Origin of the sequence: Deinococcus sedimenti (assembly GCF_014648135.1) — a bacterium.
GTDB lineage: Bacteria > Deinococcota > Deinococci > Deinococcales > Deinococcaceae > Deinococcus > Deinococcus sedimenti.
The window spans coordinates 1-11,679 of record NZ_BMQN01000035.1 but is presented as its reverse complement, the minus strand read 5'-3'; the positions used below and the strand labels follow the sequence as shown (position 1 = coordinate 11,679).

Below are 11,679 nucleotides of genomic sequence, written 5' to 3'. Positions count from 1 at the left end.
CATGCTTCCCGCCTCGCTTGAGGCTCAGAAAAGATACAGGTCATGCGTGAATCTGTCAACACCCCCTCCCAGAGCCTCAGTTGAGAAATGACACTCAGGGGCCCGAGCTGCGTGTGGCAGGCGAAAACCTCATCGCCACCTGAGAGACTGCACGGGCCATGCCGCGCCTCTCCCCCACTCTGTGTCTGCTCGTGCTGGGCAGCACCCACGCTGCGGCCCTGACCGTGAAGCCCGTCGTCGCCGGGGGAACCCTCTATACGGTGGCGACCGTCACGCCGGGCCGCGACGACCTGCGGCTGCACTGGCGCAACCCCACCACTTCTGCCCCGTACGCGACCTTCGCGCAGCTGGGGGCCCGGCTGAAGAAGGAAGGTCGCACGCTGACGTTCGCCACGAACAGCGGCATCTACGCGCCGGGCCTCAGGCCCCTGGGACTGCACATAGAGGAGGGGCGAACGCTGACGCCACTGAACCTCGCGCGGTCGGGGGGCAACTTCGCGCTGCGGCCCAACGGCGTGTTCTGGATCCAGGGCAGCCGGGCAGGCGTGCTGGAAACCGACGCGTACCGCCGCTCTGGCCTGAAGCCCACGTACGCCACGCAGTCCGGACCGCTGCTCGTGCAGCGCGGGCAACTGCACCCCGCCTTCAACAAGGGAGGCACCTCGTTCAAACTGCGCAGCGGCGTGGGCGTGTGCAAAGGCGGACAGGTCCGCTTCGTCGTCAGTGCGGGGCCCGTCAACTTCTACACGTTCGCCACCTTCTTCCGCGACACGCTGGGCTGCCCCGACGCGCTGTACCTCGACGGCAGCATCAGCGCCTACGCCACGCCCGACCGGGACACGCAACTGGCGGGCTTCGCCGGGATCTGGAGTGTCAGTCGCTGACCCGTCCGGGGAATCCCACGCCGCCGCCCCCCGTACTGATCGACATGGACTTCACCTGGAAAGGCATCACCGAACGTGACCTGAGCAGCGGACAGAACCGTCTGGAGGTCATCGAGTACAGCGCCGAACCGATGGAGGCCGCCCTGAGCGGGTACCACCAGACGCTGAGCCGCCCCGCCCGCTGGCGGCAGCTGGCCGTGCACGTCGCCGGGGACGGCAGCGCCGGGAACGCCGTGCTGGAAACCGGCGCGCTGCAGTACCTGCGCGGCACCCTGGAAATGCAGGCCGTGAACGCCGCCGGAGGCAGCGGCCTGGGCGGCTTCCTGCGCGGGGCGGTCACCGCTGCCGCCAGCGGCGAGGGCCTGTACAAGACCGCCTTCAAGGGCAGCGGCACCCTGTACACCGAACCCACCCGCCTGCACCTGCTGCTGGGCGAACTGCGCGGCGAGAGCCTGATCGTGGACGACGGTGCGTTCGTCGCGTGCGTCGGCGATATCACCGTGGGCCGCCACGTGAACCACGGCTTCGCGCAGGCCGTCGGCAGCGGCGAGGGCCGCGTGCAGCCCAAACTGACCGGCAGCGGCCTGTTCGCCCTGCAGAGCCCCGTCCCCCCCGAGGAATTCCAGGTGCTCGACCTGCGCGGCGACACCCTGAAAGTCGACGGGAATCTGGTCGTGGCGTACACCGACGGGCTGGAATTCAAGGTGGAGAAGAGCGCGCGCGGCCTGCTCGGCAGCGGCAAGACCGGCGAGGGCTTCGTGCAGTCCTACCGCGGCACCGGCCGCGTGTGGCTCGCCCCGACCCTCCCCCTGCACGCCACGCACTGACCCGTCTGCACCTGCGCCCCATCCACCCTGCCACGCGTGACAGCATGGCGGGGTGCTTCAGGCCCTGAGTAACGTCCTGCTGCCCGTCATGCTCGTCGCGGGGCTGGGCGCGCTCGTCTCGGCGCGGTTTCCCATCGATCAGGCGACCGTCGCGCGGATCACGCTGTACCTGCTGTCCCCGGCACTCGTGCTCAACGTCCTGCTGACCACCCGCGTGCAGGCGGGCGAGGTCCTGACGCTGGGCGCCGCGTACGCCCTGACCGTCGCGGGCAGCCTGCTGCTGGGCTGGCTGACCGGCCTGCGCGCCCCGCAGGCGCAGCGGCGCAGCCTCGCCGCGAGCGTCGGCATCTGGAACAGCGGCAACATGGGCCTCCCGATCGCGCTGTTCGCGTTCGGGCAGGCGGGCTTCGCGCACGCCACGCTGCTGTTCCTGATGTCCTTCGTCGGCATGTACGTCATCGCGCCCGTCGTGTACACCGCCCGCGTGCGCCGCCCCGACCAGCCGCCCCCCAGCGCAGGCGGGATGCTGCTGAACATGGTGCGCCTGCCCGCCGTGTGGATGGTCGCGCTGGGCGTCACCCTCCGCGCCCTGCACCTCCAGCCCCCGGAAGGCCTGATGCGCGGCGTGGAATTGCTGGCGCAGGCGACCCTGCCGATGGTGCTGCTGTCGCTGGGCCTGCAACTCGGCTCGGGCGGCTGGCCGCGCCTGGACGCCCGCGTGTGGCTCGCGACCGCCGCGCGGCTGATCGGCGGCCCCCTGCTGGGCCTCGCCGCCGGACTCGCCTGCGGCCTGCGGGGCGAGGTGCTGGCCGTCCTCGTGCTGTCCGCCAGCATGCCCACTGCCGTGAACGCCCTGCTGATCGCCCGCGAGTACGGCGGGGACGCCGACACCGTCGCCCGCACCGCGTTCCTCAGCACCGTCCTGAGCGTCCCGACCATCGCGGCGGTCGTGGCGCTGCTGCCCCGCCTGACCGGCTGACGCACCTGCATACGCCGCATACTGCCTCACCCGAAAACACCTCCAGCACGCACTTCGCGGCACGCATGCACCAGGGTTGACACGCCCTGCATACCACGCTATCCTTTCGTTATCACCGTCCGCGAAGGACGGGTTTTTTGTTTTGAGCCTATCCGATCCGACCTGCCCGCCGTGCGGACGCTGAGACAGCCGAGCCAGTGAGAGACAGATGCGGGCCGTACACTGGGCAGATGACTGTCGCGCGGATGGCGCTGTGCGCTGCGCTGCTGGGATCGGCATCCGCGCAGGGCGAGCGGCTGCTGTACAGCCACGACCTGCCGCCCAGCCGGGGCACGGTCGCGCCGGAACACGCCCCTCTGCTGACCGTGGCGAAACTGAACGCGCAGGTAGGCGGGTGCGACAACACGTCGGTGCGGGTGCTCGCGGCCCGGACGGGCGCGTTCGTGACCCCCGGACAGAGAGACGCGCTGTATCTGTACGACAGCTCCTGCGACGACTCGGTGCGGTTCGTGCTGATCCGCGGAATGCGCGCGCTGTATTCCGGGCTGCTGGCACAGCCGAACAGCATGGCCCGCTTCGTGGAAGCGTACGTGCTGCGCGACATCAATCAGGATGGTCGGGAGGAGTTCGTGACGGTGTTCGAGATTGCTGCGAGCAGTGCAGGACTGCAGTGGCTGACCGTCTGGAACCCCGCGACCCTGCCCCGCACAGGCAGGATCACCCGCGCGGACACCGTGCTGGTCAGTCGGACGTGGTGTGATCTGGCTGATTCAGGACCGGCGGGCACACTCTGGCACTGGAACATCTTTGTCAAGCCCGGCCCCACCCCGACGCTGAGCGCCGACGCGTTCCGCGCCGACAGCTGCCGGGACGGCGCGCCCTTCCGGCCGACCGGACGCCGGGGGCCCGCGCCGCGCCCGGACCCGGAGCTCCTGAAGGACTTCTACCGATGAGCGCCGACCACGTCTCCCACGTGCCCGTGACCGAGTGAGCGCCACTGGTGCCGGAACTGATGACGAGCGACCTGACGCACAGCCTGGACGTGTACACCCGCATCTTCGGCTTCACGCTGCACTACACCCGCCCCGGGTTCGCTTACCTGAGCCTGGGCCGCGCGCAGTGGATGCTGGAGCAGGCGGAGCCGGGGAAGGCGTGGCTGACCGGGCCGCTGGAGGTGCCGTTCGGGCGGGGGATCAACTTCCAGATCGTGCACCCGCAGCTGGACGCTCTGCACGCGCGGCTACTGGCAGAGGAGTACCCGCTGTTCCAGCCGCTGCGCACCGACACGTACCTGGAGGGCGAGGTGACGCATACGCAGCGGCAGCTGCTCGTGCAGGACCCCGACGGGTACCTGCTGCGCTTCACGGACTGATACGGACTCCGGTTGAATGGTTTGCAAAAACCGTTCAACCCGAGCGGATGCGAGAAGGAGAGAAGCGGGTTCCGGGCGTGGAGTTGGCAGATCGGTGGTGTTCCGATCTGTCAACGAAACAGACGGAATCCGTATGATCAGGGCGTGACTCGTTCCTCGTTGATGTAGCCGTCCAGGCGGGCGAGGCGGCCCCGCAGCGCCAGGATGTACACCGCCGGGGGCACCTCCTCGCCCATCGTCCAGGCGCGGATGTCGTGCGTCTCGCCCACCATCAGCATGTGGTCGAGGACGCGCAGGAGCATGCGGCGGCCCTCGGCGTGCTCGGTCAGCAACTCGGGGAGGGTCATGTCGGCCAGGGGCGCGGTGCGGCGCAGCGGCAGGTCGTCCAGGTGCCCTTCGAGGCCGATGCGCATCTCCATCTGGATCTTGCGTTCCATGCCGATGCAGTCGCGCAGGGCTTCCTCGGCGCCCGCACTCCACTCCCCGGGTTCCAGCGAGGGGAGGGGCCGGGCGTTCAGGTCGCGCTGCGTGGCGCGCGGGTCGGCGTGACGGGCTTCCTCGCGCAGCAAGTCCAGCGGGTGGGGATCGCGGGCGGTCATGCCGGACAGTCTGCCGCACGCGACTGGGGCCGGGTGCCGCACCTCGCCTATGCTGGCGAGCATGCAACACACCCGCACCTGGTCTGACGTGTATGGCAGCGCCCGCGCCCTGTTCGAGGGTCGCGCCGGGGGGCACGCGTGGCTGATCGCCGCGCCGCCCGAACTGGCAGGCGAACTCGCGGCGGCCATCGCGGGCGTGGACGGGAAGGGCCGCGCCGCGCTGGTCGTGCACGAGGGCCTGACGCCACTGCTGGCCGCCGTGCAGGAGGAACGTCCGCGCGGCGTGATCGTGGTCGCGCCGGTGGCCCTGGCAGGCGGCCCGGCGGTCCGCGTGCCGGACGCCATGGTCGAGGACGCGGGCGCCCTCCCCTACCGCGAGGGCGGCGAATTCCCCGCCTGGACGGGCGAGGACACCAGCGCAGGCGCGCAGGGCGAGTGCCCCGCCGCGTCCGCCGTGGCGGGCCTGAGCGTCCCCGTGACCGTCACCACGCCCGCCGATGTGGCCGCCACCCTGACCGCCTGGATGGACCGCACCCCACACGGCCGCTGACCGCGTCGGAATCGGGATTCAGCGCGAGGTATACGCAGTGTCCGCATTGCGGGTCGAAGGGTCAAGGGTCCAAGGGTCCAAGTGTCTGAGAGAAAGAAGACGTGCCACACGCCGTTCTTAGACCCTTAGACTCTTAGACCCTCCGACTCTTCGATCCGAACGCCCCTGTCGTCACCCTCCCTGGGGTTCAGCGCAGCAGGAGGCAGGTGGTGGTGGCGTGGGCGTAGAGTTTCCCGCTGTCGTCGACGATGCGGCCCTCGGCGATGGCGGTCTGGCGGGTCGCGGCGACGACCTGCCCGATGGCCTGCACCTCGGGGCCGCCGGCGAGGAGGGGGCGGATGCAGTTGAATTTCAGTTCCAGTGTCGTGTAGCCGACCCCGGCGGGGAGCGTGGTGTGGATCGCGCAGGCCAGCGCGGAGTCGAGCAGCGTGGCAAACACGCCGCCGTGCACGCTGCCGATGGGGTTGTGGTGAAATTCCTGTGGTTTCAGGCGGAACACGGCGCGTCCTTCGGTGAAGTCCTCCAGGCGGCCGGGTTCCATGCCGAGCGTCCGGCCGATGGGGGGCGGGGGCAGTTCGCCGCGCACCATGGCGTGCAGGTACTCCAGTCCGCTGAGGCGGCGGGCGGCTTCCAGGGCGGGGGTCATGTCGTCCCAGGTGTACGTGCGCTGTCGGGTGGGGTCGGCCATGCGCGGAGGATACGCGCGGGCCGCAGCAGGTTGCTGGACTGCCCCCCCTCGGGCTTCCCTCGCCGGGCGTGGAAGGCGGGTCACGGCTTCGCGTGGGGGTGGGCGGTACACTGCCGCGCGTGAGTCTGCCTGCCTCCTCGCCTGCGCTGGACCCGGTGGTGCGGCACCTGTACGTGCACGTGCCGTTCTGCCCGACCATCTGCCCGTACTGCGATTTTCACGTCCTGACGCGCCGCGCGGGGATGGTGGAGCGGTACCTGGAGCAGATCGAGGTCGAGGCGGCGGGGCTGGCCGCGGCCTACACCGTCGAGCTGGACACGGTGTACCTGGGGGGCGGGACACCCAGTTTCCTGCGGGACGAGGAACTCGCGGCGCTGGTGGGCAGCGTGCGGCGGCACCTGGGGTGGGGCCGCGTGGAGAACACGCTGGAGGTGAATCCGGGGACGGTCAGCGGGGCGCGCGCGGCGCACTGGCGGGCGCTGGGTTTCGACCGGGCCAGCGTGGGTGTGCAGAGCCTGGACGACGCGACCCTCAAGTTCCTGGGTCGTCAGCATGACGCGGCGCAGGCGCGCGACGCCGTGACGACCCTGATCGGCGAGGGGTTCCGCGTGAGTGGCGACCTGATCACGGCGGTGCCGGGGCAGCCGCTCCTGAGTGACATTCAGGGTCTCGTGGACCTGGGGGTGGGGCACGTCAGTGCGTACACGTTGACGATCGAGCCCGGCACGGAGTTCGCCCGGCGTGGCGTGACTGTGCAGGAGGACGACGAGCGGCGCGGTTTCGAGGACACCGAGGCGGCCCTGGGGGCGCTGGGCTTCACGCGGTACGAGGTGAGCAATTACGCCCGGCCCGGGCAGGAGTCCCGGCACAACCTCGCGTACTGGCAGGGCCGCACGTACCTGGGCCTGGGTCCGGGCGCGGCGGGGCACTACCCGGCGGAGGGTGGATGGCAGGGACCGGAGGACGTCCTGACGGTGCGCCGGACGAATCCGCACCTGCACGAGTGGCTGACCGGCGCGGTGGGCGAGGCGGAGGCGATCGACGCGACCGAGTTCGTGACGGACGCGCTGTTCATGGGCCTGCGCCTGCGCGCGGGGGTGGATCTGGCGGACCTGTCGCGCCGCAGCGGCCTGGACGTGGCCGGGGTGTACGCCGCGCCCATCGCGCAGAACGTCGCGCGCGGCCTCCTGACGCTGGACGGCGACCGACTGCGCGCCACGCCGGACGGCTGGTGGGTCCTGAACCGCGTGGTGACAGACTTCTTGGAGATCTGAGTCTTCTCGCCATCACCGATCAACCATCAACTTTTTTGACCAGTGGGAGTTGTGAATGGCGCCTGTCCAGCTATGGCGGCAGGTCAGTGACGGCTCACGGGGGGCGCGTTAGACTGCCCTCATGACGAAATCCTATGACTACGACGTGCTCGTGATCGGCGCGGGGCCGGGCGGGTATCACGCGGCGATCCGCGCGGCGCAGCTGGGCCTGAAGGTCGCGTGCGCCGAGCGGGAGAAGGTGGGCGGCGTGTGCCTGAACGTGGGTTGCATTCCCACGAAGGCGCTGCTGCACGCCGGTGAGATGGTGGCGGCGTCGCGGCACGCGGCGGACTTCGGCCTGACGTTCAGCGAGCAGCGGATGGACATCGCGAAGCTGAACGGCTGGAAGGACGGCATCGTGAAGAAACTGACGGGCGGGGTGGGCGCGCTGTTCAAGGCGAACAAGGTCACGCACCTGACCGGGCAGGCCAGCTTCGTGGACGATCACACCGTGAAGGTCGGGGATCAGACGGTCACGGCGGGCAGCATCATCATCGCGACCGGCAGCGAACCGGCGAAACTGCCGGGCCTGGACGTGGATCAGGAGACCATCGTGGACAGCACGGGCGCGCTAGTCATGCCGGACCCGGTGCCCGCGCGGATGCTGTGCGTGGGCGGCGGCGTGATCGGCTTCGAGTTCGCGCACGTGTACAACAACATGGGCAGCAAGGTGAAAGTCATCGAGTTCATGCCCAGCGTCGTGCCCGGCGCGGACGCGGACGCCGTGAAGGAATTCAGCAAGGCCATGAAGAAGCAGGGCATCGAGATCGCCGTGCAGACCAAAGCCAATAAAGCCGAGAAGAAAGCCGACGGCATTCACGTGGAGCTGGAGGACGTGAAGACCGGCACGAAGACCGTGGAGGTCTACGACCGCGTGCTGGTCGCCGTGGGCCGCCGCCCCCGCACCGACGGCCTGAACGCCCAGAACGCGGGCGTGACCGTCACAGACCGGGGCTTCATCCCGGCGGACAGGCAGCAGCGCACGAACGTCCCGCACATCTACTCCATCGGGGACGTCGCCAGTAACCCCATGCTGGCCCACAAGGCCATGAAGGAAGGTCTGGTCGCGGCCGAGGTGATCGCCGGGAAACCCGCCGAGCAGGACGCCGTCGCCATTCCCGGCGTGGTGTACACCAGCCCGGAACTGGCCTGGGTGGGCCTGACCGAGCAGGAAGCGAAGGACAAGGGGTACGAGGTGAAGACCGGGAACTTCCCGTTCAGCGCGTCGGGCCGCGCCATGACCCTCCAGCAGACCGACGGCTTCGTGAAGATGGTCGTCGAGAAGGACACGGACCTGCTGCTGGGCGTGCACATCGTCGGGCCGCACGCCAGCGACCTGCTGGGCGAGGCGGGGCTGGCGCTGGAGATGGCCGCGACCGCCAGTGACATCGCCCTGACCATCCACGCACACCCGACCCTGGGTGAAAGCGTGCTGGAGGCCGCCGAGGCGGTGCACAAGCAGGCGATTCACATCATGAACAGGTAATCGCGCCCGCAGGGCCGAGCAGAGCGAGATGCGACAGACCCCCCGGGCCGCCCCGGGGGGTTCCCACACCTGAAACGGAGCGAGGAGGCACGGGGGGCGCAGGCTGCCCCACGCCCCTTCTGCTGCCTGTTGACCCGGCCCCACTTCTGGGGAGGTACGCCGTGTCCTGTGGGCGGGTGGGGGGAGTTCAGGGTAGGGGTGGTCATGTGAGGCAGTCTGGTGATGAGCATGTTGCTACTGTGAAAGACATATGAAGATTCCTGCTGCTTTGCGTCTGAGTGGGGTGGCGGCGCTGTGTGCGCTGCTCACGGCCTGCCCGCGACCCACTCCGCCTCCCACCCCGGCTACCATTCTGGAGTTCACGTTCCCTGCCACCACCGATACGGGCCTGCTGCGACTGGCGGCCCTGGCGTTCGGTGAGGCGGGAACCGCGCCGGTCACGGTCGGCTCCGGGTACGTTAGAGGTTCAGGGGCAAAAGAAGTGAGTGGAGGACAGGTCTACGTGTATCCATTCGAACTGAACCGGTCCCTACAGGGCGCGTGCCTGTCTCCCTTCAAGGGTGGCGAGACCGCTGGCATGAAGGACGTGGTCGTCTCGCCCGATACGGTGCAGACCTGCAACGTGTACTTTGTGCTGTTCAACGACCTGAACCGCAACGGTCAGCCGGAGAGCACCGAGGAGCTGTACCAGACGCACTCGATCTACAGCTACGCCAGTGAGGCGTTCACGTATTCGTTCACGAGTCCGGATGGCAACAGCGTGGAGAGCGGCGTGCGCCGCAAGGGCTGGTCGCTGGTGGCGCATGAGGTGCGTCAGCCGTCCGCCACGCCCGGGAAGTACGTGGTGACCATGAACAGCGTCCCCGCAGCGGATGAGCGTCTGCCCGTCCGGCTGCACGAGCCGACGAACCGCCTGATCAGTCAGGGTCTGGGAGGGGCGAAATGAGCCGCGCGGTATGGTGGCCCGCGGCGATCCTGCTGGGCGCGGCCCTGACGGCGTGCGGCGCTCCGAGCTCGCCGGCCGATCCGACAGGGGGTCGTCCGCCGCTGCCGAGCGGGGTGGAGGTGCGCTTCCCGGCGGCCCCGGCGAACGCCTACCTGTCCCTGGTGACGGCGCAGGGTGAGAGCGTGTATCAGGTGGCCGTGCCGGTCGGGAAGACGGCGACGGACGTGGATCCGCTGAAGTGGATGACCCAGTCGGCCCGCGCGGTGGACGCCACGACGCTGATCCCGGCCGGGGCCAGCGTGACGGTGCAGCCGGTGAATGCGAAGGTCCTGCTGCTGGAATGGCTGATGTGGCAGGACCGGAATGCGAACGGCACGCTGGATGTGGGAGAGGCGCTGCCTCTGATGACCCATGACCGCGTCGCGTACGCCAGCGGGCCGGTCACGGCGGAATTCACGACGGTCACGCCGAACATGCGTCAGCGGTGGATGCTGGCTCAGGGCTGGAGCCGTGCCGAGCATTACGTGTACCTGCCGTTGGGCAGCGCCACCTATCAGCGCAGTCTGAGCACCGCCACCATCCAGCGCTACACCCTGCACGAGCCGACGCCCCTGACCAGTCAGTAACGGGGCAGGAGGCCGATCTCACAGCGATTTGCAGGTGCGTTGAGGCAACCCCTAAACGCACCTGACACAAGCAGCGCGAAAAGCCGTCAACGAAGCGGGTGGAAGTGGAGCCCTGGGGCGTGCCGTTGGCCCCTCAATGAAACTGGAAACCGCTGGCAGTCCGGACTGCGGAAGCGGCGGACCCCGGGACTACCCCCGGGGTCCGCGTGCGTTGCTCCCGGACGGTCAGGCCGACGGCCCGGGTGGCACAGGGTCTGCAGGGGCGTCTGCTGCGGCCGCGTTGGGGACGGCGGGCAGCGTGAACCAGAAGGTGGTGCCCTGCCCGGGCGTGGAGTGCACGCCCATGCGGCCGCCGTGGCCCTCGACGATGCGGCGCGCGACGGACAGACCGATGCCGGTGCCGGGATACTCGTCGCGGCCGTGGAGTCGCTGGAAGATCGTGAAGATACGGTCCTGGTATTCGGGCGCGATACCAATGCCGTTGTCCTGCACGTCGAACCGCACGAACTCGCCCTCGTAGTGGGCGCTGACGTGCACATGCGGTGGGGTGCCGGGCCGCTGGAATTTCAGGGCGTTGCCGATGAGGTTCTGGAGCAGGCGGCGCAGTTGCGTGGCGGACGTCATGACGGGCGGCAGGGGACCGGCGCTGAGGATGCCGCCGCTGTCGCGCAGGGGCGCGGCGAGGTCGGCGCGCAGCTGGGTCAGGACCGCGCCCGGGTCGGTGGGCCGGGGGGCTTCACGCTGCGAGGTGACGCGCGCGAAACTCAGGAGGTCCTGAATGAGCTGCTGCATGCGGGTGGTGCCGCTGCTGATGTGCTCGACGTACTGCTGCACGCGCGGGTCCTGATCGGTGTTGAAGCGCCGGACGAGCAGTTCCGCGAAGCTGGTGATGGTCCGCAGGGGTTCTTGCAGGTCGTGGCTGGCGACGTACGCGAACTGTTCGAGTTCGGCGTTGCTGCGTTCGAGGTCCTGGGTGCGGCGCTGCAGGGTCTGGGCGTGCTCGGCGCGTTCCAGGGCGAGTTGCAGGCTGGACAGGACCGTGTCGAGCAGGCGGCGGTTCACGCGGGTCCAGGGAGTGGCCTCGTACCGGCCGATCACCAGCACGCCGCGGACGCGTCCGGCACTCTGGACGGGAAAGGACGCGGAGGCCTGCACGTCGCTGATGTCGTGGCGGGCGACTGCGACACTGGCGGGATCGAAGTGATCCTGGTAGTGCGGGGCGCGGGTGGCGTAGGGACGGTCCACGTTGAGGGTCTGACCGCGGGGCAGGCCGCGCTGCAGGACGGTCAGCAGGTTGGGGTTGCGGAACGGGCCGCGGTGGCTGCGCAGCTGCCAGTGGTCCCCTGAACTGGATAGAGTTTGGTGGAGGGTAAGTTCAGTGTGATCCACACTGGAGGACAGAATGTCCG

13 protein-coding genes are annotated in these 11,679 nt (G+C 69.2%); 10 read left to right on the top strand and 3 right to left on the bottom strand.

Going from position 1 to position 11,679, the window contains the following annotated elements; genetic code table 11:
• The first annotated feature begins 158 nt into the window (after positions 1–158).
• From IEY69_RS21100 to IEY69_RS21080, 5 genes are all read left to right on the top strand, one after another.
• Entirely contained in the window at positions 159–884 is a 726-nt protein-coding gene (locus IEY69_RS21100; protein WP_189075053.1) for a phosphodiester glycosidase family protein, read from the top strand.
• Between the two features lie 44 nt (positions 885–928).
• Positions 929–1,711, top strand: a complete 783-nt coding sequence (locus tag IEY69_RS21095) for an AIM24 family protein (RefSeq protein WP_189075052.1) — start codon at positions 929–931, stop codon at positions 1,709–1,711.
• Between the two features lie 52 nt (positions 1,712–1,763).
• Positions 1,764–2,690: an AEC family transporter gene (locus IEY69_RS21090; RefSeq protein WP_229784185.1), complete on the top strand. Its 927-nt coding sequence runs from the start codon at positions 1,764–1,766 to the stop codon at positions 2,688–2,690.
• A gap of 230 nt (positions 2,691–2,920) precedes the next feature.
• On the top strand, positions 2,921–3,643 hold the full coding sequence (locus IEY69_RS21085) for a hypothetical protein (protein WP_189075051.1): 723 nt from the start codon (positions 2,921–2,923) through the stop codon (positions 3,641–3,643).
• Positions 3,644–3,702: 59 nt separating this feature from the next.
• Positions 3,703–4,062: a VOC family protein gene (locus IEY69_RS21080; RefSeq protein WP_189075050.1), complete on the top strand. Its 360-nt coding sequence runs from the start codon at positions 3,703–3,705 to the stop codon at positions 4,060–4,062.
• 137 nt (positions 4,063–4,199) lie between these two features.
• On the opposite strand, the gene IEY69_RS21075 is transcribed toward IEY69_RS21080, so the two are convergent.
• A complete protein-coding gene (locus IEY69_RS21075; protein ID WP_189075049.1) occupies positions 4,200–4,661 on the bottom strand; it encodes a hypothetical protein in 462 nt (153 codons plus the stop codon).
• A gap of 61 nt (positions 4,662–4,722) precedes the next feature.
• Between IEY69_RS21075 and IEY69_RS21070 the strand changes: the two genes are divergently transcribed.
• Positions 4,723–5,211, top strand: coding sequence for a hypothetical protein (locus tag IEY69_RS21070; protein ID WP_189075048.1), 489 nt, complete (start codon positions 4,723–4,725; stop codon positions 5,209–5,211).
• A 187-nt stretch (positions 5,212–5,398) separates the two neighbouring features.
• Here the strand turns inward: IEY69_RS21070 and IEY69_RS21065 are convergent, their stop codons facing one another.
• Complete coding sequence (locus IEY69_RS21065; RefSeq protein ID WP_189075047.1) at positions 5,399–5,899, bottom strand: PaaI family thioesterase; 501 nt, start codon at positions 5,897–5,899, stop codon at positions 5,399–5,401.
• Between the two features lie 119 nt (positions 5,900–6,018).
• On the opposite strand from IEY69_RS21065, the gene hemW reads away from it, so the two are divergent.
• From hemW to IEY69_RS21045, 4 genes are all read left to right on the top strand, one after another.
• On the top strand, positions 6,019–7,173 hold the full coding sequence (gene hemW / locus IEY69_RS21060) for a radical SAM family heme chaperone HemW (protein WP_189075046.1): 1,155 nt from the start codon (positions 6,019–6,021) through the stop codon (positions 7,171–7,173).
• A gap of 121 nt (positions 7,174–7,294) precedes the next feature.
• On the top strand, positions 7,295–8,698 hold the full coding sequence (gene lpdA / locus IEY69_RS21055; RefSeq protein WP_189075045.1) for a dihydrolipoyl dehydrogenase: 1,404 nt from the start codon (positions 7,295–7,297) through the stop codon (positions 8,696–8,698).
• A gap of 250 nt (positions 8,699–8,948) precedes the next feature.
• Positions 8,949–9,644: a hypothetical protein gene (locus IEY69_RS21050; protein ID WP_189075044.1), complete on the top strand. Its 696-nt coding sequence runs from the start codon at positions 8,949–8,951 to the stop codon at positions 9,642–9,644.
• Complete coding sequence (locus IEY69_RS21045; protein ID WP_189075043.1) at positions 9,641–10,270, top strand: hypothetical protein; 630 nt, start codon at positions 9,641–9,643, stop codon at positions 10,268–10,270. Before IEY69_RS21050 ends, IEY69_RS21045 begins: the two co-directional genes overlap by 4 nt.
• 225 nt (positions 10,271–10,495) lie before the next feature.
• Here IEY69_RS21045 and IEY69_RS21040 read toward each other — a convergent pair.
• Positions 10,496–11,679, bottom strand: a 1,184-nt coding sequence (locus IEY69_RS21040; protein WP_268243884.1) for a sensor histidine kinase, incomplete at its 5' end; no start/stop codon positions are given.